The sequence below is a fragment of the Pantoea alfalfae genome (assembly GCF_019880205.1).
In the GTDB taxonomy this organism is placed as follows: domain Bacteria; phylum Pseudomonadota; class Gammaproteobacteria; order Enterobacterales; family Enterobacteriaceae; genus Pantoea; species Pantoea alfalfae.
In genome coordinates this window covers 33,875-57,695 of record NZ_CP082296.1, presented here as the reverse complement: position 1 = coordinate 57,695, position 23,821 = coordinate 33,875, and the positions used below count along the sequence as shown (strand labels likewise).

At 55.7% G+C, this 23,821-nt stretch carries 22 protein-coding genes; 12 read left to right on the top strand and 10 right to left on the bottom strand.

Annotated features, from left to right (window positions below; translation table 11 throughout):
• Nucleotides 1-2 precede the first annotated feature (2 nt).
• Nucleotides 3-314, bottom strand: coding sequence for a VF530 family protein (locus tag K6R05_RS21145; protein WP_222925870.1), 312 nt, complete (start codon nucleotides 312-314; stop codon nucleotides 3-5).
• 207 nt (nucleotides 315-521) lie between these two features.
• Here K6R05_RS21145 and K6R05_RS21140 point away from each other — a divergent pair, with 207 nt between their 5' ends.
• Complete coding sequence (locus tag K6R05_RS21140; protein ID WP_222925862.1) at nucleotides 522-1,835, top strand: MFS transporter; 1,314 nt, start codon at nucleotides 522-524, stop codon at nucleotides 1,833-1,835.
• Nucleotides 1,836-2,800: 965 nt separating this feature from the next.
• On the opposite strand, the gene K6R05_RS21135 is transcribed toward K6R05_RS21140, so the two are convergent.
• The 3 genes from K6R05_RS21135 to K6R05_RS21125 all read right to left on the bottom strand — a co-directional run bounded on the left by K6R05_RS21135 (nucleotide 2,801) and on the right by K6R05_RS21125 (nucleotide 6,715).
• Nucleotides 2,801-4,267, bottom strand: a complete 1,467-nt coding sequence (locus K6R05_RS21135; protein ID WP_161736891.1) for a pyridoxal phosphate-dependent decarboxylase family protein — start codon at nucleotides 4,265-4,267, stop codon at nucleotides 2,801-2,803.
• 14 nt (nucleotides 4,268-4,281) lie between these two features.
• Nucleotides 4,282-5,667, bottom strand: coding sequence for a diaminobutyrate--2-oxoglutarate transaminase (locus K6R05_RS21130; RefSeq protein ID WP_222925861.1), 1,386 nt, complete (start codon nucleotides 5,665-5,667; stop codon nucleotides 4,282-4,284).
• Nucleotides 5,668-6,130: 463 nt separating this feature from the next.
• On the bottom strand, nucleotides 6,131-6,715 hold the full coding sequence (locus K6R05_RS21125) for a TetR/AcrR family transcriptional regulator (RefSeq protein WP_222925860.1): 585 nt from the start codon (nucleotides 6,713-6,715) through the stop codon (nucleotides 6,131-6,133).
• A 104-nt stretch (nucleotides 6,716-6,819) separates the two neighbouring features.
• Here K6R05_RS21125 and K6R05_RS21120 point away from each other — a divergent pair, with 104 nt between their 5' ends.
• Entirely contained in the window at nucleotides 6,820-7,713 is an 894-nt protein-coding gene (locus K6R05_RS21120; protein ID WP_161734564.1) for an ABC transporter six-transmembrane domain-containing protein, read from the top strand.
• Nucleotides 7,714-7,827: 114 nt separating this feature from the next.
• Here K6R05_RS21120 and K6R05_RS21115 read toward each other — a convergent pair whose 3' ends face one another.
• Nucleotides 7,828-8,577 (bottom strand): NAD-dependent epimerase/dehydratase family protein, encoded by a 750-nt coding sequence (locus K6R05_RS21115; RefSeq protein WP_161734566.1) that lies wholly within the window; start codon nucleotides 8,575-8,577, stop codon nucleotides 7,828-7,830.
• Between the two features lie 304 nt (nucleotides 8,578-8,881).
• On the opposite strand from K6R05_RS21115, the gene K6R05_RS21110 reads away from it, so the two are divergent.
• Both K6R05_RS21110 and cspE read left to right on the top strand, forming a co-directional pair.
• Nucleotides 8,882-10,078 (top strand): MFS transporter, encoded by a 1,197-nt coding sequence (locus tag K6R05_RS21110; protein WP_161734568.1) that lies wholly within the window; start codon nucleotides 8,882-8,884, stop codon nucleotides 10,076-10,078.
• 423 nt (nucleotides 10,079-10,501) lie between these two features.
• A complete protein-coding gene (cspE, locus tag K6R05_RS21105) occupies nucleotides 10,502-10,714 on the top strand; it encodes a transcription antiterminator/RNA stability regulator CspE (protein WP_003855207.1) in 213 nt (70 codons plus the stop codon).
• A 182-nt stretch (nucleotides 10,715-10,896) separates the two neighbouring features.
• Here cspE and lplA read toward each other — a convergent pair whose 3' ends face one another.
• The gene (gene lplA / locus K6R05_RS21100) at nucleotides 10,897-11,913 is read right to left on the bottom strand and encodes a lipoate--protein ligase (protein ID WP_222925859.1); all 1,017 of its coding nucleotides are present in this window, start codon (nucleotides 11,911-11,913) and stop codon (nucleotides 10,897-10,899) included.
• A 229-nt stretch (nucleotides 11,914-12,142) separates the two neighbouring features.
• Between lplA and K6R05_RS21095 the strand changes: the two genes are divergently transcribed.
• The 5 genes from K6R05_RS21095 (at nucleotide 12,143) to K6R05_RS21075 (ending at nucleotide 17,454) form a co-directional block, all read left to right on the top strand.
• Entirely contained in the window at nucleotides 12,143-13,054 is a 912-nt protein-coding gene (locus tag K6R05_RS21095; RefSeq protein ID WP_222925858.1) for a DMT family transporter, read from the top strand.
• A 145-nt stretch (nucleotides 13,055-13,199) separates the two neighbouring features.
• On the top strand, nucleotides 13,200-14,468 hold the full coding sequence (locus K6R05_RS21090) for an MFS transporter (protein ID WP_222925857.1): 1,269 nt from the start codon (nucleotides 13,200-13,202) through the stop codon (nucleotides 14,466-14,468).
• A complete protein-coding gene (locus tag K6R05_RS21085; protein ID WP_222925856.1) occupies nucleotides 14,455-15,516 on the top strand; it encodes a sugar phosphate isomerase/epimerase family protein in 1,062 nt (353 codons plus the stop codon). Before K6R05_RS21090 ends, K6R05_RS21085 begins: the two co-directional genes overlap by 14 nt.
• A 68-nt stretch (nucleotides 15,517-15,584) precedes the next feature.
• On the top strand, nucleotides 15,585-16,565 hold the full coding sequence (locus tag K6R05_RS21080; protein WP_161734578.1) for a LacI family DNA-binding transcriptional regulator: 981 nt from the start codon (nucleotides 15,585-15,587) through the stop codon (nucleotides 16,563-16,565).
• Nucleotides 16,566-16,728: 163 nt separating this feature from the next.
• Nucleotides 16,729-17,454: a pirin family protein gene (locus K6R05_RS21075; RefSeq protein ID WP_161734580.1), complete on the top strand. Its 726-nt coding sequence runs from the start codon at nucleotides 16,729-16,731 to the stop codon at nucleotides 17,452-17,454.
• Between the two features lie 41 nt (nucleotides 17,455-17,495).
• Here the strand turns inward: K6R05_RS21075 and K6R05_RS21070 are convergent, their stop codons facing one another.
• The 4 genes from K6R05_RS21070 to K6R05_RS21055 are packed head-to-tail and all read right to left on the bottom strand — an operon-like array spanning nucleotide 17,496 to nucleotide 22,285.
• Entirely contained in the window at nucleotides 17,496-18,317 is an 822-nt protein-coding gene (locus K6R05_RS21070) for an alpha/beta fold hydrolase (RefSeq protein ID WP_161734582.1), read from the bottom strand.
• Nucleotides 18,318-18,367: 50 nt separating this feature from the next.
• Nucleotides 18,368-19,996 carry an MFS transporter gene (locus K6R05_RS21065; RefSeq protein ID WP_222925855.1) on the bottom strand — a complete coding sequence of 543 codons (1,629 nt, stop codon included), beginning with the start codon at nucleotides 19,994-19,996 and terminating at the stop codon, nucleotides 18,368-18,370.
• On the bottom strand, nucleotides 19,983-20,405 hold the full coding sequence (locus tag K6R05_RS21060) for a DoxX family protein (RefSeq protein WP_161734587.1): 423 nt from the start codon (nucleotides 20,403-20,405) through the stop codon (nucleotides 19,983-19,985). The genes K6R05_RS21065 and K6R05_RS21060 overlap by 14 nt, the downstream gene beginning before the upstream one ends.
• A 2-nt stretch (nucleotides 20,406-20,407) precedes the next feature.
• On the bottom strand, nucleotides 20,408-22,285 hold the full coding sequence (locus K6R05_RS21055) for an amidohydrolase (RefSeq protein WP_222925854.1): 1,878 nt from the start codon (nucleotides 22,283-22,285) through the stop codon (nucleotides 20,408-20,410).
• A 289-nt stretch (nucleotides 22,286-22,574) separates the two neighbouring features.
• On the opposite strand from K6R05_RS21055, the gene K6R05_RS21050 reads away from it, so the two are divergent.
• The 3 genes from K6R05_RS21050 to K6R05_RS21040 all read left to right on the top strand — a co-directional run bounded on the left by K6R05_RS21050 (nucleotide 22,575) and on the right by K6R05_RS21040 (nucleotide 23,808).
• Nucleotides 22,575-23,267, top strand: coding sequence for a hydrolase (locus tag K6R05_RS21050; RefSeq protein WP_010670331.1), 693 nt, complete (start codon nucleotides 22,575-22,577; stop codon nucleotides 23,265-23,267).
• 62 nt (nucleotides 23,268-23,329) lie between these two features.
• Nucleotides 23,330-23,551: a XapX domain-containing protein gene (locus tag K6R05_RS21045; protein ID WP_222925853.1), complete on the top strand. Its 222-nt coding sequence runs from the start codon at nucleotides 23,330-23,332 to the stop codon at nucleotides 23,549-23,551.
• A 2-nt stretch (nucleotides 23,552-23,553) separates the two neighbouring features.
• Nucleotides 23,554-23,808: a XapX domain-containing protein gene (locus K6R05_RS21040; RefSeq protein ID WP_161734595.1), complete on the top strand. Its 255-nt coding sequence runs from the start codon at nucleotides 23,554-23,556 to the stop codon at nucleotides 23,806-23,808.
• Nucleotides 23,809-23,821 lie beyond the last annotated feature (13 nt).

The following is a 23,821-nucleotide window of genomic DNA, read 5'->3' as shown; positions in this document are numbered from 1 at the left end:
TGTTACTCCGGCGTGTTACCGCGCCACTTGCCCCACGGATCTTCAGCGGGTGCCTGATCGGCTTCTTCAGCCGGTTCGTCGCGTGCTGCCGGTTGCGCGTTTAACGAGGCCAGATAAAGCGCTTCGACTTCAGCCCGCGCCCACGGCGTACGGCGTAAAAATTTCAGGCTCGATTTAACGCTGGGATCGCTTTTAAAGCAGTTAATGTTGATCCGTTTTGCCATTTCAGCCCAGCCATACTGCGCGACCAGACTGTTTATCTGCATCTCCAGTGTGATGCCGTGAAGAGGATCTTTTGAGGTGTGTGCGTTCATCATCTATCCGCCTGATTCATTCAATGCCGCACATCCTGACAACCGTAAAGCGGTTGTGCAAGGACTGAAGGTGAAAAAGAGCGTGTGGGGGGGTGTACCTGCAGATTTATGTGTCTGCGCTAACGCGACGGGCAGAAGTTTGCGCAGATGAGCAGCGATTGTGCTAATCATAAACGACTGATGATGCTTTAAAAAGGATCGCCTGTCATGTCTGCCCCTGCTGATAATCTGCTCTCCTCCGCCAGCCGAAAACGTGCTCTGCTTGCCGGTTCGGTCGGTAATTTCATTGAATGGTATGAGTTCGCGGTCTATGGCTTTCTGGCCACGGTGATTGCGCAGAACTTTTTCCGGCTGGAAGGCGAGTCTGCGCTGACCGGACTGCTGCTGACCTACGCGTCGTTCGCCATCGCTTTTTTCTTCCGTCCACTGGGTGCGATTGTTTTTGGCCGGATGGGCGATCGCATCGGGCGAAAACCCACACTGATTTTTGTATTGATTATGATGACGCTGGCGACAGCTGCCATCGGTCTGGTTCCGACTTATGCCCAACTGGGTATCCTGGCGCCGCTGATCGTGACCGGCCTGCGTATCCTGCAGGGCCTGTTCGCAGGAGGCGAGTATGGTGGGGCGGTGTCGCTGATGACCGAGTTTGCACCACGCGGAAAGCGCGGTCTGTATGGCGCGTGGCAATCCTTTACCGTGGCGCTGGGATTACTGGCGGGCGCAGGCATAGTGGCATTGCTCTCAGTGTTGCTGACGCCAGAGCAGATGCTGAGCTGGGGCTGGCGCATCCCATTCTTTATCGCACTGCCGCTGGGGGGGCTGGCACTCTGGCTGCGGGTGCAGATGGAAGAGACGCCCGCATTTGTTCAGCAGCAGGCACAGCCCCATGCAAAAGTGAACGCCAGCCTGGGCGACACGCTGAAAACGATTCTGCTCGGTATCTGCCGGCTGATGGTGTGGTCAGCGGCCGGTTACACCTGGCTGGTGATTATGCCGACTTATCTGCAGGCATCGCTGCACACCGGCTTTAACCAGGCACTGCTGATTGCGGTGATATCGAACCTCGGTTTTGCCGCCACCATCATCCCGGCCGGGATGCTGAGCGACAGGATTGGCCGCCGCGCCGTGATGGTCTCAGCTGCGGTGCTGCTGCTGGTGCTCTCTCTGCCGCTGTTAAACGTTTTGCAGGCAGAGAGTACCGGACTGCTGTTGAAAGCGCTGGTGGTCTTTATCGCAGGTGGCGTGGTCGGTTTGCTGGCAGGACCCGGCCCCGCGATGCTTGCCGAGATGTTTCCGACGCGGGTACGCTACACCGGGCTGGGGCTGGCCTATTCACTTTCCAATGCAGTCTTTTCCGGCTGCGCGGGACTAATCATCACCGGGCTGATTAAAGAGACCGGTAATCCCGATATTCCCGCCTGGTATGTGATGGCGACGGCGCTGGTGAGTATTGTGGCGCTGATGACGCTGAATAAAGATGATCATCTGCGACGGCTGGATGAGCCGCCGTCGCGCTAAGTTCTGGATGGTGGTTTGAGCGGTAAAGGATAATCCGGCAGGCTGCCTGTGCATCAGGCAGCCCGTTAGCATGAACGCCCGTAAGGGGGCAGGCGTTGGTTATTCAGAACAGATTAGCGATCATGCGATGACGATAAACTGAAAACCTGATTACGCGAACGGACTTTATCAGCGTGGTTATCGGCAATGATAATCACAGCCGCCATAATCAGGCCCATAATAATGATGATTAATTTACGCAGCAGCATAAGTCATTACTCCTGTTGAATTAACTAACCCAGACGAACAGTCATTATTTTTGGTTAATCAGAGAGTTAATTTTGAATATTGATCTATTATGGCTGAAAGATAAGCTTTATTTTTTGATCGCGATGCGGTTTATCAATATCAGATAAAATAAAAACGTTATGCGGGTTGAATATTAAACACGGGCTAAACAGGCTCATTAAATTCGCCGGTTACGCTTCCGTGCGTTTGGTCAATAAGAATTGAACATACAGGCGTACGCCGTGAGGGCATTGCTAAAAAAGAGATGCCGGAGACCGGAATCTGGCTGGCCGGCGGCGACGAGCTGATTCCGGTGCAGGCAATTTTCTACAAATGAGTTTAATGCGGTGCTGCTTTAACGTTGACTATTCCGGGATCGATAAGCGCAATAATTAAACCCATCTCAACCTGCTCATCAATTAGCATATCAGCCGCTTCGTTTTTTGAATGTTATCCAGCATGCGATCCAGCGCGTCGATGCGTGATTAGGGCACGGCATTATGCCAGACATTCAGGCCACTACGCTCGTGTACCTCGATTTTTGCACCGAATGAAGCAGCCAGTACAAGACCTGAGATGAAGAGGCCAGGTTACGGATCGGAGGGGGCAGGGATGAACAGGTCATCAACGCAAAGAGAGCGGCAGAAAAATAAAAAGGCGCCCGAAGGCGCCTCTGTGGTGTGAACCGATGTGATGAATTACACCAGCTGCTGTGCCGTTTTTTCCACCAGCGTCAGCAACACTTTGATATCTTCCAGCGTTACTGTTGGGTTCAGAAGGGTCATCTTAAGGCAGGTAACGCCATCATGCTCGGTCACACCGACGTTGGCGCGGCCTGACTCCAGCAGGGCATCCCCGATGCGCTGGTTCAGCAGGGCGATATCCGCACTGCTGAGGTGCGCCAGATGCGCCGGACGATAGCGGAACAGCACGCTGGCCAGTTGCGGTTTCATCACCAGCTCCAGAGCAGGCTGCTCTTCAACGTACTGTGCCACCTGCTGTGCCAGCGTCACACCGTGATCGATGATTTCGGCATACTGCTTCTGACCCAGCGCTTCCAGACCCATCCACAGTTTCAGTGCATCAAAACGACGGGTGGTCTGCAGCGATTTGGAGACCAGATTCGGCACGCCCTGTGCTTCATCAAACTCCGAGTTCAGATAGGCCGCCTGGTAGCGCATCAGCTCATAGTGACGCGCTTCCTTCAGCAGGAAGGCACCACAGCTAATGGTCTGGAAGAACTGCTTGTGGAAGTCCAGCGTAATGGAGTCGACCAGCTCAATGCCATCCAGATAGTCACGATACTTCTCTGACAGCAGCAGCGCGCCGCCCCAGGCCGCATCGACGTGCACCCAGATATTCTCTTCCGCCGCCAGCGCCGCGATTTCACGCAGGGGATCGATTGCACCGGCATCGGTAGTTCCCGCCGTGGCAACGATCGCCAGAATGTTTTCGCCGTTAGCTTTGGATGCGGCCAGCTTCTGACGCAGATCATCCATATCCATGCGGGCAAAGCGATCACATTTCACCTGCGTGACGGACTGATAGCCCAGACCCAGCAGCGCCATATTCTTCTGTACGGAGAAGTGCGCGTTCTCTGAGCAGAAGACTTTAATCTTCTTCAGATCGCCGGTTAAGCCATCCTGCTGAACAGAATGACCCTGACGCGCAAACCAGGCGTCACGCGCCAGCATCAGACCCATCAGGTTGCTCTGGGTGCCGCCGCTGGTGAAGACGCCCGCGTCGCCAGGCTGATAACCGACCTGGGTGCGCAGCCACTCAATCAGCTTCATCTCAATCAGGGTGGCAGACGGTGCCTGATCCCATGAATCCATGCTCTGGTTGGTGGCGTTGATCAGCACTTCCGCCGCCTGGCTGATGACCAGGCTTGGACAGTGCAGGTGCGCCACACATTGCGGGTGATGCACCGACAGGCTGTCTTTGAGGAAGTACTCAATTGCGCGTTCAATCGCGGCCTGGTTACCCAGGCCCTGAGGATTGAAGTCCAGCGTAATGCGCTCGCGCAGCTCTGCGACGGTTTTTCCCTGATACATCTCAGGTTGTTCCAGCCACTTAACGACGGCCGCGCTACTCTGGGCAATCGCCTGCTGGTAGGCCTCGGTACTCTGTGCTGAGGCCGCCAGAATCGGGTTTAACCGGGACATTGCATTCACTCCACTTAAACTGCTTTCACGCCAGCGGACAGCAGGGCGTTTTCAAATTTATCCATGAATACGTCCAGTTCTGCATCTGTGATCAGCAGAGAAGGCAGCAGACGTAATACGCTGCCGTGACGTCCGCCACGCTCCAGAATCAGGCCGTTCTCAAAACATTTTTTCTGTACCAGTGCAGACAGTTCGCCGTCAGCCGGGAAGCTGCCCATATGGTCAGCAGGTTCGTCGGGTTTCACCAGCTCAATGCCGATCATCAGACCCAGACCACGCACGTTGCCGATTACCGGGTAGCGCTGCTGCAGCTCGCCCAGTTTGCCTTTCAGCCATTCACCCTGTGCCGCGACTTTGTCAGCGATGTTGTTATCTTTCAGCAGCTTCAGCGTGGTCAGGCCGGTCGCCATCGCCAGCTGGTTGCCACGGAAGGTGCCGGTGTGGTGACCCGGAGACCAGGCGTCGAACTCTTTCTTAATGCCCAGTACCGCCAGTGGCAGACCGCCGCCGACCGCTTTGGACATTACGATGATGTCTGGTTCGATACCCGCGTGCTCAAAGGCAAAGAATTTACCGGTACGGGCAATACCCGCCTGGACTTCGTCGATGATCAGCAGAATGCCGTGCTCTTTGGTCACTTTGCGGATGCGCTGCAGCCACTCAGCCGGAGCCGGGTTAACCCCGCCTTCACCCTGAACTGCTTCAAGAATCACCGCCGCAGGTTTGCGAACGCCGCTTTCAACGTCATTGATCAGGTTTTCAAAGTAGTAAGTCAGTGCTTTCACGCCTGCTTCACCGCCAATGCCCAGCGGGCAGCGATAAAGGTGCGGATAAGGCATGAACTGCACTTCCGGCATCATGCCATCTACGGCTTCTTTCGGTGACAGGTTGCCGGTGACCGACAGCGCGCCGTGGGTCATACCGTGATACGCACCCGAGAAGCTGATGATCCCGGAACGACCGGTGTGCTTTTTCGCCAGTTTCAGCGCCGCTTCAACGGCATCTGCGCCGGACGGGCCGGTAAACTGCAGGCAGTACTCTTTGCCCTGACCCGGTAATAACGAGAGCAGGTACTCAGAGAACTCATCCTTTAACGGCGTAGTTAAATCGAGAGTATGTAACGGCAAGCCGCTGGTAATGACATGTTGAATGCTCTGCAGAACGTCTGGATGGTTATGACCCAACGCCAGCGTTCCGGCACCGGCAAGACAGTCGAGATACTGATTATTCTCGACGTCGGTGATCCAGACACCCTGAGCTTTCGCAATCGCGAACGGCAATTTGCGAGGATAACTTCGAACGTTTGATTCAAATTCAGCCTGACGGACTAAATAGGTTTCGTTGGTTGCGTTTAAGTTCTGTGCATTCAAACTATCAATACGGACTTTATCCGTCATCATATCTCTCCTACAACCGGGACGGGCGTAGCGTCACAGTTGAATAAATGAATTAAAATGGGTGGCTATGTGTAAAGCGCGGCCAATATAGGTGTTTTTCAGGTCCGACTCAATGATTAATTTTATCGTCAGATAACGGATTCTTTGTTATAGGAATCAATCAGTTGGTGGGTTTATGACCGCATGCATTATTGCCGCTACGCTAACGGCTTGCTAATAAATGGCGTAAAAACACCAGCTTACCCGGTTCACAAGGCGCTAAGTCAATGATAATAATCTGTGTAAACAGCTGTTTCCGGTAAAAAACGCTATCAAAAAGGCAGCTTTTCAGACGTAAAAAGCATAAGTCCGCTCAACTGACGAATACGCATTTATAGACGCTTAAAACTGCAGGCTAATTAAAATAATAAACCTTTATTTAACATTTAATTAATATATGGCGAAAGGTAAACCGTATTAACCGGGATTAACGGCATGGCCCCAGGGCAAATTCAACAAACTGGTCGAGGTCTGCCATAGCTTCGCGAGCTTTAGATTCTGAAGGATTGATCGTCAGCAAATCCGCATAGCCGTTCAGCATGGCGCTGATTTGCCTGGCGGTGCGGGGAACATCATCACACCGTAGTGTGCCGTCGGTGACGCCGTCACGGATAATCCCCTCCATTAGTGCCTGCCACACTTCAGTCATCTCTTCAGCCAGTGCAGCATATGCATCATTGTGCGCAGCCATCTGCCAGAAAGAGGCATAGAGCTGCCAGGTGGCATCCGGCGCACTCGGCAGATGGCTTTCAAACAGGGTATGCAGCCGCTGACGCGGTGTGAGCAAGGCCAGTGTGTCGGCAAAATTTTCAACATCGACCCGCATAAAGCGTTCCAGCGCTGCCAGGCAGAGTGTCTGCCAGTTGCTGAAGTAGTGGTAAATATGACTGCGTGAAATACCTACCGACTCGGTGAGTTCACGGGTGGTCACTTTTTCGATCCCTTTCTCAATAAACAGCACTATCGCTGCATCCAGGATTTTGGTTCTCAATACCTCAGCCGACTCTTTCATTATTCTCTCTATCATTGCCACGTTGACTTTGAGCAACTGCTCAAATAGACTGCTTTTTGTACTTGAGCAACCGCTCAAGAGTGACGCTATCAGAAAAAGAAACTATGTCTTCCTCAAAAACGATCCTGCCCGTTGCGGCTCCCCGCAGCGCTATTCTGACATTAAAAATGCTTGGCCGCCGCCATAGCCGCAAGCTATTCCTCACGCTGCTGCTGGTGGTGGCGGAAAACGTCATGTATCTGCTTTATCCGCTGCTGGCGGGCTTCGCTATCAACGCCATACTCTCCGGCAGGACCTGGCATGCGGTGCTCTATGCGGCGATGGTCTTTACCATGTGGGCTATCGGCGCAGCGCGGCGCAGTGTCGATACCCGGACTTTTGCCCGCATCTATGCTGAGCTGGCCGTGCCGGTGATTGTGGCACAGCGCAGCGAAAAACAGAGTGCGTCGACGATTGCTGCGCGGGTGGCGTTGTCTCGCGAGTTTGTCGACTTTTTCGAGAAGCATCTGCCGGTGCTGATTACTTCGCTGGCGTCGATGACCGGTGCGGCAGTGATGCTGCTGGCTATCGAGTTCTGGACCGGCGCAGGCTGTCTGGCGATCCTGCTGTTCTTCGCCTGTTTCCTGCCGGGATTTACCCGCAAGAACGATGCGCTGTTTGGCCGTCTTAACAACCGGCTGGAGAAAGAAGTGAGCTTTGTCAGCAACGCGAACGCCGCGTCACTGGGCCGCCACTATGGCGTGCTGGCCAGTCTGCGGATCCGCCTCTCGGATCGGGAAGCGTGCGGTTATCTGGCCATCGGTAGCGTGGCGGCACTGCTGTTTGCGGTCACTATCGCGCTAATGTCGGGCCGTGGCGGCACCAATGCGGGTCATATCTATTCGGTAATGACCTATATGTGGATGTTTGCCATGAGCCTGGATGATGGTCCTCAGTTGCTGGAGAAATATTCACAGCTCAAAGACATTGGCCGGCGGGTGAATACCGGTACGCACTGATTTTGACGATCTCTGCCACATTCCTGAAGCAACCGCCGGACTTTCCGGCGGCTGTTGAGATAAAGCGCCACAACCCGGCAAAACTACGACCGCGTTGACCTCTTTGGTGCAGGATTAATAATCCAGTTCGCCCGGCGTAAATGCCCTGAATGCGTTATCGGACGGCGTATAGCCCAGCACCTCACGCGTCTGCGTCAGATCAAACCGTTTAAAGCGGTTATCGGAAATGCCGTAACCAATAAAGAAAGTGATCTTCTCCGCTTCGACAGCGCCGGTCAGCAGTCTGACGGCATCATCCGGGCTCAGCCAGGCGCTGTAATCCCGTGCAGTGTGCTGGCTATTATCCAGTGCCGGTTCAAACGCCCCGATTCTCAGCGCCACGCAGCTCAGATCGTGCTGGCTGGCGTAGAAAGCGCAAAGTGCTTCCCCATAACATTTGGTGACGCCATACAGATTCGCAGGACAGACAGCCATGCCGGGATGTACCTGAATATCTGTCGGATAACCCTCGATAGTCTGCGCACTGCTGGCAAACACCAGACGACGACAGCGATGATCTGCGGCTGCCTTCAGTAACCAGGTGGTGGAGAGAATGTTTGCGGGCAGTAGATCATCGAAGCTGGCCTGTGCATCAGGGATACCGGCGAGGTGGATAACGGTATCGACAGGTTCATCTGACAGTAAGTTCTCTGCCGCATCCGGTTGCGATAAATCCGCCGCGATAAACCGATGCGGGGCGGGGATCGCGTAGTCGGGCTGCCGCACATCCGTCAGGATAAAGCGGTAACGATCCTGGCTGGCTGCGAAGAAGGTCCGGCCGATGCGTCCGCTGGCGCCGGTAAGAAGGATCACTCTGGTCGTCATCTGCTGATTCCTGTTCAGTAACCTGTTAAATAAAGACGCGTTAATCGGTCAGTAAAGCAGACATCCCCGATCTAAGCCTGCCTGACCTCTCCGGATTGTAAGCTGGCTTAGCGCGATTCGCGCCAGACCCGCACAGGGGAAGCGTAATCCTGGAACAGCCTTAACTGTGCGTCAGATCACAAAATGGGTTGCTTAGCGCGGCCTCACTTTCTATAGTCAAGCCGCTTCATCCGGACGGGATAACGTTCTGCTTTCTCCCGCCGACTCACGTCAGCTTTTCAGTTCAGGTCATTGGGAATCCATTTTGTTAAGAAAAAATCATAAAACCGACGATGCCGGTTTTGTCCGCTGGGCATTACTCGCTCTGGCACTGGGCGGCTTTGGTATCGGAACCGGTGAGTTCATCATGATGGGCCTGCTGCCCGATGTTTCACGCTCTCTGACGATCACCGAACCGCAGGCGGGCAACGCTATCGCCAGTTACGCGCTGGGTGTGGTGGTGGGCGCACCGTTTATTGCCGTACTGGCAGCGCGGATGGCACGTAAATCGCTGCTGCTGATCCTGATGGCGCTGTTCAGCGTCGGCAATGTCGCCAGTGCGATGGCCGACAGCTATCACGGCCTGCTGGTGGCGCGCTTTCTGACCGGCCTGCCGCACGGGGCTTACTTTGGTGTTGCCTCACTGGTGGCAGCTTCACTGGTCCCGCTTGAACGGCGCGGTCGTGCGCTGGCGTCACTGATGCTGGGACTGACGGTGGCGACCCTGATTGGCGTACCGCTAGGCTCATGGATTGGGCAGCTATTCAGCTGGCACGTGGTGTTCACCTTTGTGGGCGCGGTTGGTCTCCTGACCTGCCTGCTGATTGGTCGCTACGTGCCTTACACGCCAGGCGATGCTGATGCACATCCGCTGCGTGAACTGGGTGCGCTGAAAAACACACAGGTGCTGCTGACCCTGCTGGTGGGCGCGGTAGGCTTTGGCGGCATGTTCGCGATCTTCAGTTATATCGCGCCAACGCTGATTAATATCGCTGGCATCTCTCCTTCGCTGATCCCCTGGGCGATGGTGGCGTTTGGGCTGGGAATGATCATCGGTAATCTGGTGGGGGGCCGTCTGGCTGATGGCCCGGTGCTGAATATTATTGGCTGGACGCTGTTATGGAACGTGCTGGTGATGCTGGCCTTCCCGGTGCTGGTTCAGCATGTGGCCACCGGACTGCTGGCGACCTTCCTGATTGGCACCTGCTCGGTGCTGCTGCCGTCACTGCAGATTCGCCTGATGGATGTCGCCAATGAGTCGCAAACCCTGGCAGCCGCGATGAACCATTCAGCGCTGAACATCGCCAATGCGATGGGCGCGTATCTGGGTGGCCTGACCGTGTCGCTGGGCTATGGCTGGATCTCCACCGCGTGGGTGGGTGTTGCGCTGGGCGTGGCCGGTCTGATGGTGTTTGTGATGACGGCGCGCCATGCTGCGCGTCAGCAGACGCAACTGGCCTGATATAAAAGAAGAGGACGCAGCGATACCGATTATCGCTGCGCTTAATGTGTACAGCGCCGACGTATAACTTTTCCGCAGTGATTGACCGCAAGGCTTTTTACTGGCTGACCGTTTAATGAAAATTATCATTCTGAAAGCGCGGGAATTTAAAAAGGCTTGAAAAATCAATAATGGCGTTCCGGACGTCTGGATGTTAAAATTAAATTAAAATAATGTTTGCTAAAGTCGTTAAGGGATGGCTTAATGGCGACCTCGGTTTGGAACACAGACCTTATCAAAGCAGTTTTAGTAAAGCAGTCCTCAGTGCAAGCGATATCACAAGATACCCTTATTCATGAGTCTCCTCCTAAAAGCCTGGTAAGTTACCTTCTGAAAGACAGGCCATCTTCGCCACTTAGTGGCTCATAAATTAAGGAATTATCGATGTCTAATAAAATGACTGGTTTAGTAAAATGGTTTGACGCGGGTAAAGGTTTCGGTTTTATCTCTCCTCAGGACGGCAGCAAAGATGTATTCGTACATTTCTCTGCAATCCAGAGCAACGACTATAAAACTCTGGACGAAGGCCAGCAGGTCGAATTCACTATTGAAAACGGCGCTAAAGGTCCTTCAGCGGCAAACGTAGTCCCTATGTAAGCCTCTGTTATCAATAACGCTTACAATCGCGATGACGGCAATAGCCCGAGCAGATAAGCCTGAATTGATAATAAAAAAACCCGCCTTGTGCGGGTTTTTTGCGTTTATGTCTGGCTGAAAACTTTCGCGAAGTTTTTGCCCACAACAGCGTTTCGCGCGGGCCAGTATCAGACTGAGCCTGTTCACCTTAAGCTTGCGATCAGCCATTGCTGCAATTCTGTCAGCTCCGCCTGTTGTGCCGGGAAATCGGCTATCAGCAGATTCAGGACCTGGTCCAGTGCATCGGGCCGGTATGTGACGTTCTGCATCCGCTGGGCCAGCGCTTCGAGCGGCGCGGGATTGAGGCTGTCGCTGAAAATCTGACAGCGGCTGATCACGCCGCGTTCGACATCGAAGTGAATCTCCACACCGCCCCAGATAAAACGCTGGTCCAGCAGATGCGAGAAGGCAGGTGCCTGACCGAAATTCCATGCCCAGCTACTCTGCTTTGCGAACTGCTCAGTGAATCCAGGCAGGTCGGGCAGGGCATCGGGAGAGATCATCTCCGGCTCACACTGCTCGCCGAAATGTGCAAAAAAGGCGTCTGTCACGGCTGAGCAGATCGCCTGATAGCTGATACCGGGCGTTAACTCCGTCAGATTAGCAACCCTGGCGCGCACTGACGTAATCCCTTTAGCCTGCAGTTTCTTCACATCAGGATTAAGGTAATCTGCCAGCCGGGAAAGATCGGCATCCATCAGAATAGTGCCGTGATGAAAACCGCGATCCGGCGTTTCACGATACGCAGACCCGGAGATTTTGCGCAGTCCGTCAGCGGTGTTCACCACTAAATCGTTACGGCCGGACGCTTCCGCCGGAACACCCAGCGCGTTCAGTGCGCGCAGGATAATGGCAGTTGAAACGCTTTTATCGTACTCCGGCTTGCCGGCCATAAAGGTAAAACAGCAGTTACCGAGGTCGTGAAACACCGCGCCACCGCCGCTGCTGCGACGCGCCAGACGGATGCCATCTTCCGTCATGCGCCGGGTATTGCACTCTTTCCACGGGTTCTGCGCCCGTCCAATCACCACCGTTTCCGCATTCCGCCACAGGAACAGCACCCGCTGGGTGGCAGGCATCTGCCGGAAAATGCACTCTTCGACCGCCAGATTAAACCAGGGATCATTGGATTCAGATAACAGTAAACGCAGCGTGGACATCAGTAACTCCCGATCCTTATGAGAAGCGGCCCGTAAAGCAGGCAGAACGCAGAGTCTACCAGCACGGACGCGGACTCACATGCCTCTTCATGCCGTGATGCTGCGGCAAAAAAAGATAAAATGCCGTCTGCGGCGCAATCACGGCAGATTGCTGTAGAGCATTGTGCCAGTATATTGTCTGAGTCTGCTGATTTTACTGCTTATTTTCCCCGATGAGATTAAAAAACTTATGAACGCGTCCGCTGGCATCGCGATGAAGATCACAGCTGCGTTGAGCTCAACGCTGATGCTGGCCTGTGTAAAAGGGCTGGATGGCGCAATACCGGTCGGCGAAGTGATATTTTTCCGCTCGCTGCTGGCACTGGTTCCACTGCTCATCTGGCTACGCGTTCAGGGCAGCGTGCTGGAGGGCATCCGCACCCGTAATATTCGCGGGCATTTTGTGCGCGGGCTGGCCGGAACCGGTGGTCTCTATTTCAGCTACCTGTCGCTGCTCTATATTTCCCTGACCGACGCTACCGCGATTAACTATGCCGCACCGCTATTTACCGTGCTGCTGGCGGCATTGCTGCTGCGTGAAAAAGTGCGCCACCATCGCTGGGTGGCGGTCTTTACCGGTTTCAGCGGCATTCTGGTGATGTTTTCCGGGCATCTTTCGCTGACGCAGTCGGCAGCATTCTCGCTCTCCGCGTCGGCGGGCATTCTGCTGGCGCTGATGGCAGCCTTCTGTACCGCCTGTGCACTGGTCCAGATTCGGTTTCTTAACGGCAAAGAGAAACCGGGCGCCATCGCCTTCTGGTTCGCCGTCACCACAGCGATAACGTCGCTGGTCACGCTGCCGGGCGGCTGGAAAGTGCCGCACGGTAATCAGGTAGCGCTACTGATAGGATGCGGGCTGCTGGGCGGAATCACGCAGATTCTGATGACCCTGAGCCTGCGGTACGCAGAAGCCTCCCTGCTGGCTCCGTTCGACTACACCACGCTGCTCTGGTCCGTCGCGGTGGGGTATCTGTTGCTGGGTAACCTGCCGACTACCACCACGGTGATCGGTGCGGTTCTGGTGGTGTGCGGCGGCCTCTATTCAGTGCTGTATGAGCGCTACCGCTTTCGTAAAGCGCGGGTAGCGGATATTACGACCTGAGCAGAGCACGCATCAGAATGCTGAATAACAAAAGGATAATAACGTACAGTTAACAATTTGTGAGCGCGGCGAAAGAATGAACGGTTGTAATCGATTACTTTTAAATCCGGCATAAAGTAATCGATTACTTATTCGTGAGGTTCTCATGATTGCAACGGTGCAGGAGAGTGCAGGTCAGCGGGTGCAGCATAAGCTGCTGGTGCCGCGTCTTTCACTGATGATGTTTATGCAGTTCTTTATCTGGGGCAGCTGGTCGGTAACGCTGGGGCTGGTGATGACCCGTCACAATATGCCGTTGCTGATTGGGGATGCGTTTTCGGCCGGGCCTATCGCGTCGATTCTCTCGCCGTTTGTGCTCGGTATGCTGGTGGATCGTTTCTTTCCCTCGCAGAAAGTGATGGCCGTCATGAATCTGGCGGGCGCAGCGATTCTCTGGTTCGTGCCGCAGGCACTGATCGCAGAGAATGGCGCGTTGCTGATCGCCCTGTTATTTGGCTATACGCTCTGCTTTATGCCGACGCTGGCGCTCTCGAATAACATCGCCTTTCACAGTCTCGCCAGCAGTGAGAAGAGTTTCCCCATCGTCAGGGTCTTCGGCACTATCGGCTGGATCGTGGCGGGGATCTTTATCGGCGTGACCGGCATTGCAGACAGCGTGGCGGTGTTCCAGCTGGCGGCACTCTGTTCAGTCCTGCTGGCCATTTATAGCCTGACGTTGCCTCACACACCGGCACCGGCTAAAGGTTTACCGTTAAAAGTCCGCGATCTCTTCTGCGCCGACGCCTTCGCCTTGCTGCGGCTGCGGCATTTCATGGTCTTTGCACTGTGTGCCACCCTGATCTCCATTCCACTTGGCACCTACTACGCGTTTACTGCTTCCTGGCTGGCGGATGCCGGTATCCGCGAAGTCAGCACGCTAATGTCACTGGGGCAGATGTCTGAAATTGCCTTCATGCTGATCATCCCGCTGCTATTTCGTCGCCTGGGTGTGAAGTACATGCTGCTGATTGGGATGACGGCGTGGTTTGTCCGCTATGCCCTGTTTGCGCTGGGCATGAGTGATGAGACGCGCACGCTGATCTACCTCGGCATTCTGCTACATGGCATCTGCTATGACTTCTTCTTCGTGGTGGGCTTCATCTATACCGATCGGATTGCCGGTGAAAAGGTAAAAGGGCAGGCGCAGAGCATGGTGGTGATGTTCACCTACGGCATCGGCATGCTGCTGGGAACGCAAATCTCTGGCGCGCTCTACAACCATCTGGTTGCAGGTAACGTCAGCGCGCAGAGCTGGGCACTCTTCTGGTGGATCCCCGCCGTTGCCGCCGCGCTGATCGCGATTATTTTCTTCTTCTCGTTTAAATATCGTGATGAGGCGGTAGCAAAAACAGGAGTTACTAATGAAAACAGTTAAGGGACCGGGCATCTTCCTGTCGCAGTTCATCACCTCGCAGCCGCCATTTAATTCCCTGGCGGGTCTGGCGGAGTGGGCCGCCGCGCTGGGATACCGGGCGCTGCAGATCCCCTGTCACCAGCCCGCTATTTTCGACCTTGAGCAGGCAGCGGTCAGCCAGACCTATTGCGATGAGGTACGGGGATTGCTGGCCGGTTTTGGGCTGGAGATCAGCGAGCTGTCTACCCATCTCGAAGGGCAACTGGTTGCCGTTAACCCGGCCTATGACATGGCTTTTGATAATTTTGCCCCAGCGGCATTGCGCGGCGATCCCGTCCGGCGCACTGACTGGGCTATCGCCACCCTGAAAAAGGCGGCCGCGGCCTCTGAGAAGTTAGGTTTGCGCGCCCACGCCACCTTTTCCGGCTCACTCGCCTGGCCCTGGTTCTATCCCTGGCCGCCGCATCATGAAGCGCTGTTTGATGAGGCGTTTGCTGAGCTGGCAAGGCGCTGGCTACCGGTGATGGATGTATTTGACCAGCATGGCATTGACCTCTGCTATGAGATTCATCCCGGCGAAGACCTGCATGACGGTGTTACGTTTGAGCGTTTTCTGGCGGAGGTGAATCACCATCCGCGCTGCAATATTCTGTTCGACCCCAGCCATCTGCTGTTGCAACACATCGACTATCTGCAGTTTATCGACCTCTACCATCCGCGTATCAAAGCCTTTCACGTTAAGGATGCTGAATATCAGCTTAACGGACGCAGCGGCGTCTATGGCGGTTATCAGCCCTGGCTGGCACGGACCGGACGCTTTCGCTCGCCGGGCGATGGCCAGATCGACTTTGGTCGTATTTTCAGCAAGCTGGCACAGTATGACTATGATGGCTGGGCGGTGCTGGAGTGGGAGTGCTGCCTGAAAGAGGGCGAAACCGGGGCGCGTGAAGGTGCAGAGTTTATCCGTCGCCATATTATTCCCGTGGCTGACCGCGCGTTTGATGATTTTGCTTTAGCAGAGAACGCCCCATTGATACGCCACCAGCTGGGGCTGGATCGCGACGTCTGAGGTGGCCATGTGGATTCAGCGGATGAGCGGTGAGTCGGCTTTACACGCATTAAAACAGAAGGATCGTTATGTCTGTTCAGAAAATCGCCCGGATGGCGGGTGTTTCAGTTGCTACGGTTTCCCGGGTGTTGAATAACAGCGACAGCGTAAAACCAGCTAATCGCCAGAAAGTCCTGGCGGCCATCGAAGAAAGCCATTATCAGCCTAACCTGCTGGCACGCCAGCTACGCACGGCGCGCAGCGCGATGATTCTGGTGCTGGTTTCAGATATCTCCAACCCGTTCTGCGCCGAAGTGGTTAAAGGCATAGAGGCGCACGCCGAGAAAAATGGCTATCGCATCCTGCTGTGCAACTCGGGCGCGGAGATAGAACGTTCGCGATCCAGTCTGCAACTGCTTTCCGGCAAAATGGTGGATGGCATCATTACGATGGATGCCTTCAGCAAGCTGCCGGAGCTGAGCCAGCTGATAGGCGCGGCCCCCTGGGTTCAGTGTGCCGAACATGATGACACCGGGCAGGTCTCCTGCGTCGGTATTGATGATGACGTCGCTGCGCAGTCAGTGGTGCAGTTCCTTGCGGCACGGGGACGGCAGCGCATCGCGTTAATTAATCACGACCTCCGCTATCGATATGCCCGACTGCGTCAGCAGGGCTATACCCGCCAGATCAAAGAACAGCACCTGACCTGGGAGGCGATTGCCTACGCCAGCGAGTTAAGCTTCAGCGCCGGAAAAGCGGCGATGGAGCAGTTGCTGGCGGACAAAACCATTCCTGATGCGGTGTTTGCCGTGTCTGATACGCTTGCCGCTGGCGCCATGACGGCAATTCAGCAGGCGGGGTTGCGGATACCTGACGATATCGGCGTAGTAGGGTTTGACGGCAGCGAACTGGCTGAAATGGTATCGCCGCCACTGACCACCCTGGCGCAACCCTCAAAGGAAATAGGTCGCCGGGCCTGTGAACTGGTGTTGCAGAAAATCACCCGGCCCGATGCGCCTTCACAATGTGTGATCATGCAGGGTGAGCTGGTGGTGCGGTGCAGCAGCTGAAAGCATGACCCACCAGCCTTTTCCCAATTTAACGACGCCTCTATTGTCCACTAAAAAGCGACAGTGATTGCCCGTTAGCACCATTGTGTGACTCTCTTGTTTACTTATATGCTGTTTCCATCGAAGGGCATTGGCGCTTCCCGAATCAACGAAGGGGCAGAATATGATTGAGCAAAGATTGTCAGAGCAACGCGGTGTGGGCGATCACGGCTGGCTGAATTCACGTCACACCTTCTCTTTTGCAAACTACTGGGACCCAAAACAGGCGGGCTTCTCTGATCTGCTGGTGATCAACGATGATCGCGTCGCTAAAGGGCGTGGTTTTGGTGCTCATCCGCACAGCAACATGGAGATAATCTCTTATGTGCTGGAAGGCGCGCTGGAGCACAAAGACTCAATGGGCACCGGCTCGGTGATTGTTCCCGGCGACGTGCAGTTGATGAGTGCGGGCAGTGGTGTGACCCACAGTGAGTTTAACCACTCTGGTACTGAGGGCGTGCATTTCCTGCAGATTTGGGTAGTTCCTGCTGAGAAGAACACGCCGCCAGGCTACCAGCAGATCTCCGTCACCGAAGCGGATAAACGCGGTAATTTGCGACTGATTATTTCGCCGGAAGGTGAAAACGGGGCATTACGGGTGCGCCAGGATATTCGCATCTATGCGGGACTGTTCCAGGGCGATGAGCAGCAGACGATCACGCTGCCGGACGACCGCTATGCGTATATTCATGTGGCGCGCGGCAGTGTCAGGGTAAATGGCCTGCAATTTAATGCCGGAGACGGTGCGCGGGTTCGCAATGAGAAAACGCTGTCGTTCAGTCACGGTGAAGGAGCGGAGGTGTTGTTATTCGATCTGCGTCCCAACGAAGTGAATCATCCAACCCGTTAAAATGAAAACTGCGCGGCTTTCACCGCGCAGTTTTTTTTGCATCACTGCGCGTTAAGAAACGCCAGCAGATCCTGGTTCAGTTGATCCTGATGCGTCACCGCGAAACCATGCGGCGCATTGTCATAAACCTTGAGTTCAGCACCCTCAATCATCTCCGCCGCCACTTTGCCGGTGGATTCAAACGGCACGATCTGGTCGTTGCTGCCATGGATCACCAGCGTTGGCACATTGACTTTCGCTACGTCGGCACGGAAATCGGTTTCCGCAAACGCGGTAACGCAGTCCACGGTACTTTTTAGCGAAGCCAGCAACGCGATATTCAGCGTCTGCGTCATCACGCCATCTGAAACAGTCTGCCCGGCGTTGGTGCCGTAGAACGGCGTGGCGAACTCTTTGATAAACTGCGCGCGATCTTTGAGCAGGCCATCACGAATCCCCTCGAATACCGACATATCGACACCCTGCGGGTAGTCTGCCGTTTTGCCAAAGATAGGCGTAACGGCACCGAGCAGCACCAGCGCCGCGACGCGATCGCTGCCGTAGCTGCCGATGTAGCGCGTAACGTCGCCGCCACCCATGGAGAAGCCCACCAGCGTCACGTTCTGCAGGTCAAGATGGGTGATCAAATCGTTAATATCTGAAGCAAAGGTATCGTAGTTATTGCCGGTCCAGGGCTGGTCAGAGCGGCCAAAGCCACGACGGTCAAACGCAATCACCCGATAGCCGTTATCGGCAAGGAATTTCATCTGGCTGTCCCACATGTCGGCATCCAGCGGCCAGCCGTGGCTGAATAATACAGGCTTACCGGTTCCCCAGTCCTTGAAGTAAATCTGTGTGCCGTCGGTCGTTTTAAAAGTGCTCATAGTATTGCCCTCTGTATGACGTGATAGATGAGAAGTTGGTACTGCGCCAGTTACACTGGCGCCACCAGATAGCGTACCTCGGGTGAGCGTTCGCCCTGATGAAAAGCGAAAACCCGCCGCTCTATTTTTTTGTCGTTGATGGTGTAGCGCTCTTTCTGACGCAGATGTTCGACCCAGGAACCGACCACAAACGTTTCAACGAAAATGCCGGGCTGCAGAATATCTTCATACAGTGACCAGTTGATGGCGCCACCGCGGCGTCTGACCCGCCGCATATCCTGCATGCAGACTGTAAAAGCATGTACATCATCAATAGTAATCCGGTATTCGTAATTCACCATAACCGGCCCGCGTTCGTGACGAATATCCAGCGCAGGCGCATTGACGCCGTCACCAATCATATCGAGATTGAGATCGGGATCCTGATCGAGCCGCCAGCGCCAGACGGTACTGCTGGCCAGTACCATGCCCAGCGCGGCGATGCAGAGCGACAGCGGAATGCCGAAGTGCGAGGCGAGCTGTCCCCAGAGGGCGCTGCCTGCGGTCATCGAACCAAAGAACACCGTCAGATAAACCGCCAGCGCACGCGCTTTCACCCACTTCGCGGCGCTGCGCTGTGCGCCAAGATTCAGCGTCGACAGCACCGCGATCCAGGCAAAGCCGGTGAAGAACTCAAACGCATTCAGAAGCCAGAAGTGCCGCACAAAGGCCAGCGCCAGCATAGTCAGGGCAAAGATCAGACTGGCAAGCACCATCAGGCGATCGGAACTCAGGCGACGACGCAGACGCGGCAGCAGGACGGCGCCAGTTATCGCGCCGACACCGATGCAGGCCAGCATAATGCCGTAGCCGCCAGGGCCGAGGCCGAGTTCACGACGCGCCACCAATGGCAGCAAAGCCCAGCCTGCGCTGCCAAACAGGAAGAACGCGAAGGTCCGCACAAGCACGTTACGCAACACTGGTGCCGCATGCACATAGCGCAGGCCGGCACGCACCGCCGGGAAGAAGTGCTCGGGCGGGAGGCGCTGCACGCTGGGTTCTGCTTTCCAGCGCCAGAGCACCCAGGTCACGCCCAGCACGGACAACGCATTGAGCAGGAAAACCATCCAGGGCCCGGTGAATGAGAGGATCAGGCCGCCCAGCGCCGGACCGATGGCGCGACTGATATTAATGCCGAGCGAGTTAAGGGCAATGGCTGGACCCAGTTCCTGTTTAGTCACCAGATCCGGCACGATCGCCTGGAAGGGCGGCGAACTCATGGCGGCACCCGCGCTCAGCAAAAAGGCAGCGCCCAGCAGTACTTCAGGGGTTACATGGCCGGTCCAGGCCAGCACCGTCAGCCCGGCCGCGGCGATAAAGGTCCAGAGCTGGGAAAACAGCAGATATTTGCGGCGGTCAACGATATCCGCCATTACGCCTGAGGGCAGCGCGAACAGAAACATCGGCAGGCTGCTGGCCGCCTGCACCAGCGCCACGGCCAGCGGGTCGGCACTCAGCGTCAGCATGCTCCAGTTCACACCCACATCGTTCATCCATGAACCGATATTGGAGACGACGGTGGCGATCCACAGCATGCGGAACACCGGCTGACGCAGCGGCTGTAGCGGTGAAACCTCACCCGTGGGCGTTGCCGCAGGCTTTTCCTGCTCGAGCTGGTGGATATCATTAACCTGTGCCATGACGAACCCCCTGATGTTTCACCGCGCCGATTCGCCAGCCGCCAGGCCCGGTCAGCGCCAGCGTGGTAAAGATAATGAGCAGCAGCCAGCCGAACTGGCCTTCCGCCAGTGACCAGCCAGGGTGTACCACCAGCATCGCGACCAGTAGCACCGCGATGATCGGCAGGCAGGCAATCCGGCTACCCCAGCCGAGAATAATAAAGATCGGGCAGATGACTTCTGCCACTATCGCTGGCAGCAGGCTCATCATCGGTCCCAGACCAAACGGGTCTTCTATACGCGTCAGTTCTTCGCTGAAATGCAGAATTTTCGGCAGCCCATGCACCTGCAACAGCAGCAGGCTGCCGGTCAGGCGCAGGAAGAACAGCCCCGCATTGATACGGGGCGACAGATCCCTAGCGTTATTCATGATTAAAACGCGAAGCAGCTGCAGCCGAGCGCGCCCCAGAAGGCGTTATCTTCGGCGACCGGTACACTGGAACCCCGGGCGATCTCATGCGAGTGTTGATGAACCCCGCACGGGCCGCTGCAGTGGTGGACGGCGGGCATCATGCCTGCACGGCTCTGCACAACTGGCGGGGCGCTGCGATAGTGACCCGGCACGTTTACCACTGGCGACCACTCAGGCAGGACCGGAATCGCGGGCGGTGCATCCGCGCTGAACGAACCGGCGGCATAGACAATATTGCCATCCACCACCGTCAGCACCGACTCAATGCCTTTAATTTCCTCTTCCGGCACGCTGAAGAAATCTTTGCTCAGCACGGCCAGATCCGCCAGAAGACCTACCTGAATCCGACCTTTTTTATTTTGTTCGCTGGAGAACCAGGCGCTGCCCTGTGTCCAGAGCATCAGCGCCGTTTCACGGTCAAGGCGGGCATTGACGTCATACATCTGCATGCCGCCCACGGTGCGACCAGAAACCAGCCAGTAGAGCGCGGTCCAGGGGTTGTAGCTGGCGACGCGGGTTGCGTCGGTGCCGAGTCCGACCGGGACGCCGGTTTCCAGCATTTTCTGTACCGGCGGGGTGTGGCGGGTGGCTTCAATGCCGTAGCGTTCAGCAAAGTATTCGCCCTGGAATGCCATGCGATGCTGCACCGCAATGCCACCGCCCAGCGCTTTGATACGATCGATATTGCGCTGAGTGACCGTTTCCGCGTGGTCAAAGAACCAGTGCAGACCATTAAACGGGATATCGCGGTTGACCTTCTCAAAGACATCCAGCATCCGGCTGATCGACTCGTCATAAGTTGCATGCAGACGGAAAGGCCAGCGATGTTCCACCAGATGACGCACCACGCGCTCCAGTTCATCCTCCATGCCAGGCGCTAAGTCCGGACGTGGCTCCAGAAAATCTTCGAAGTCGGCGACCGAGAACACCAGCATTTCGCCTGCGCCGTTGTGACGGAAATAGTCGCTGCCCTGGCCTGGCGTCAGCATGTCCGTCCACTTCTCAAAATCTTCCAGTTCATGACCCGGACGCTGCGTGAAGAGGTTGTAGGCGATACGCAGCGTCATCTGCTTTTTCTGATGCAGTTCAGCGATCACTTCGTAATCTTCGGGATAGTTCTGGAAGCCACCGCCCGCATCAATGGCGCTGGTCAGGCCCAGTCGATTCAGCTCGCGCATAAACTGGCGGGTCGAGTTGATCTGCTGTTCCAGCGGCAGTTTCGGGCCTTTCGCCAGCGTGGCGTAGAGGATCATCGCATTGGGACGGGCGATCAACAGACCGGTGGGATTACCGTTACTGTCTCGCTGGATTTCACCACCCGGCGGGTTCGGCGTCTCTTTGGTATAGCCGACGACTTTCAGTGCGGCGCGGTTGAGCAGGGCGCGGTCATAAAGATGCAGCACGAAGACTGGCGTATCGGGGGCCGCCTCGTTGATCTCATCCAGCGTCGGCATCCGGCGCTCGGCAAACTGGAACTCGGTCCAGCCGCCTACCACACGCACCCACTGCGGTGACGGCGTGCGCAGCGCCTGCTCTTTCAGCATCCGCAGCGCATCGGCAACCGACGGAACGCCTTCCCATCGCAGTTCAAGGTTGTAGTTCAGACCACCACGAATCAGGTGCAGGTGTGAATCGTTCAGGCCCGGCACGGCGGTGTGACCTTTTAGATCGATCACTTTGGTGCCGTCACAGTGATACTCCATTGCCTCTGCCAGCGTACCTACCGCAACAAATTTGCCATCACGAATTGCCACGGCTTCTGCGACCGGATTGCTGCGGTCAACAGTATGAAATTTGCCATGGGTCAGTATCAGTTCTGCTTTACCCAGCGTAACCATAGATCCTCCTCAACGGGGTTGTCCGACTCAGCGCGGGACAGGAAGTGCCGCAATAAGCAGGGCACGAATAAGCCGGATTATGGTGAGCGGGCTGATGGGTCGTCTAGTTATACAGAGGGATACCTATACCTTCGTATAGTTATACGCAGAGATAATAGTTTGCCGTGTCACCTGGCCCTACACTGCGACCAGACAAGTCAGCAGCAGGATTAATAAACCTGTCCTGACCGTCTTTTTGCTCCGCGCCAGTTGGCGGAAATTCCGTTACTTAACCTCTATGGGTGAACGCATGTCCAACGCAAAGCTTGAAGTCCTCACGCCACATAACAGCCAGATTATCTTCATCGACCAGCAGCCGCAGATGGCCTTTGGTGTGCAGTCGATTGACCGCCAGGTGCTGAAAAACAACACCGTTGCGCTGGCGAAGGCGGCAAAAGTCTTCAACATCCCGACCATCATCACCACGGTCGAAACCGAAAGCTTCTCGGGTCACACTTATCCGGAACTGCTGGATGTCTTTCCTGGTCAGGACATTCTGGAGCGCAGCTCAATGAACTCCTGGGATGACCAGAAAGTGCGTGATGCGCTGGCAGCGAACGGCAAGAAAAAAGTGGTGGTGTCCGGTCTCTGGACGGAAGTGTGCAACAACAGCTTTGCCCTGTGCGCGATGCTGGAAGGCGACTACGAAATCTATATGGTGGCCGACGCGTCAGGCGGCACCACCAAAGAAGCGCACGACTACGCAATGCAGCGCATGATTCAGGCGGGTGTCGTGCCGGTGACCTGGCAACAGGTGATGCTGGAGTGGCAGCGTGACTGGGCCAACCGTGACACTTACGATGCGGTGATGAATATTGCCAAAGAGCATTCAGGTGCCTATGGCATTGGTGTGGATTACGCCTACACCATGGTGCATAAAGCGCCATCACGTCAGAAAAGCGAACACCGTACTCTGGCACCGGTTCACGCGCCGGTCCGCTAAGGGTCGCTCTGCTGATCGGCACGCGCTGCCGGTCAGCAGACGGGCAGCACAGGAGTCCGGTCATGAATCCTTTACTTCTTTCCCTGGCAGCAGGGGTGTTGATTGGCCTGTTTTATGGCCTGCTTAAAGTACGTTCACCCGCTCCGCCCGCGATTGCGCTGGTGGGCCTGCTGGGAATGTTACTGGGCGGGGCGCTGATGCAGGCGGTTATTCCAGCAGCGCATGCGACCGTCCTTCAGCCGCACAACGCTCAGCCTGAAACATACCTGTTGCGGACAAGCTGAACATGTTGAAATCCTACATCATTTCTCTCGCGGTGGGCCTGCTTGCCGGGGTAATCTATGCGCTGATTAACGTCAACTCTCCGGCTCCGCCGATTATTGCACTGGTGGGGCTGTTCGGCATGCTGGTGGGGGAACAGATCATTCCGCTGGCTAAGCGTCTGCTTCGCCGTCAGCCGGTGACGCTGAAGTGGTTTCGCCATGAGTGTGTGCCAAAAATCAGTGGGACACCGCCACCCGATGGCGATAACACCCCTTAAATCCTCGCGTACC

What these genes read in the sequence shown, in the direction of transcription:
- K6R05_RS21145 (WP_222925870.1), bottom strand. Translation starts at nt 314, where the DNA reads ATGAACGCACACACCTCAAAAGATCCTCTTCACGGCATCACACTGGAG.
- K6R05_RS21140 (WP_222925862.1), top strand. Translation starts at nt 522, where the DNA reads ATGTCTGCCCCTGCTGATAATCTGCTCTCCTCCGCCAGCCGAAAACGT.
- K6R05_RS21135 (WP_161736891.1), bottom strand. Translation starts at nt 4,267, where the DNA reads ATGTCCCGGTTAAACCCGATTCTGGCGGCCTCAGCACAGAGTACCGAG.
- K6R05_RS21130 (WP_222925861.1), bottom strand. Translation starts at nt 5,667, where the DNA reads ATGATGACGGATAAAGTCCGTATTGATAGTTTGAATGCACAGAACTTA.
- K6R05_RS21125 (WP_222925860.1), bottom strand. Translation starts at nt 6,715, where the DNA reads ATGAAAGAGTCGGCTGAGGTATTGAGAACCAAAATCCTGGATGCAGCG.
- K6R05_RS21120 (WP_161734564.1), top strand. Translation starts at nt 6,820, where the DNA reads ATGTCTTCCTCAAAAACGATCCTGCCCGTTGCGGCTCCCCGCAGCGCT.
- K6R05_RS21115 (WP_161734566.1), bottom strand. Translation starts at nt 8,577, where the DNA reads ATGACGACCAGAGTGATCCTTCTTACCGGCGCCAGCGGACGCATCGGC.
- cspE (WP_003855207.1), top strand. Translation starts at nt 10,502, where the DNA reads ATGTCTAATAAAATGACTGGTTTAGTAAAATGGTTTGACGCGGGTAAA.
- lplA (WP_222925859.1), bottom strand. Translation starts at nt 11,913, where the DNA reads ATGTCCACGCTGCGTTTACTGTTATCTGAATCCAATGATCCCTGGTTT.
- K6R05_RS21095 (WP_222925858.1), top strand. Translation starts at nt 12,143, where the DNA reads ATGAACGCGTCCGCTGGCATCGCGATGAAGATCACAGCTGCGTTGAGC.
- K6R05_RS21090 (WP_222925857.1), top strand. Translation starts at nt 13,200, where the DNA reads ATGATTGCAACGGTGCAGGAGAGTGCAGGTCAGCGGGTGCAGCATAAG.
- K6R05_RS21085 (WP_222925856.1), top strand. Translation starts at nt 14,455, where the DNA reads ATGAAAACAGTTAAGGGACCGGGCATCTTCCTGTCGCAGTTCATCACC.
- K6R05_RS21080 (WP_161734578.1), top strand. Translation starts at nt 15,585, where the DNA reads ATGTCTGTTCAGAAAATCGCCCGGATGGCGGGTGTTTCAGTTGCTACG.
- K6R05_RS21075 (WP_161734580.1), top strand. Translation starts at nt 16,729, where the DNA reads ATGATTGAGCAAAGATTGTCAGAGCAACGCGGTGTGGGCGATCACGGC.
- K6R05_RS21070 (WP_161734582.1), bottom strand. Translation starts at nt 18,317, where the DNA reads ATGAGCACTTTTAAAACGACCGACGGCACACAGATTTACTTCAAGGAC.
- K6R05_RS21065 (WP_222925855.1), bottom strand. Translation starts at nt 19,996, where the DNA reads ATGGCACAGGTTAATGATATCCACCAGCTCGAGCAGGAAAAGCCTGCG.
- K6R05_RS21060 (WP_161734587.1), bottom strand. Translation starts at nt 20,405, where the DNA reads ATGAATAACGCTAGGGATCTGTCGCCCCGTATCAATGCGGGGCTGTTC.
- K6R05_RS21055 (WP_222925854.1), bottom strand. Translation starts at nt 22,285, where the DNA reads ATGGTTACGCTGGGTAAAGCAGAACTGATACTGACCCATGGCAAATTT.
- K6R05_RS21050 (WP_010670331.1), top strand. Translation starts at nt 22,575, where the DNA reads ATGTCCAACGCAAAGCTTGAAGTCCTCACGCCACATAACAGCCAGATT.
- K6R05_RS21045 (WP_222925853.1), top strand. Translation starts at nt 23,330, where the DNA reads ATGAATCCTTTACTTCTTTCCCTGGCAGCAGGGGTGTTGATTGGCCTG.
- K6R05_RS21040 (WP_161734595.1), top strand. Translation starts at nt 23,554, where the DNA reads ATGTTGAAATCCTACATCATTTCTCTCGCGGTGGGCCTGCTTGCCGGG.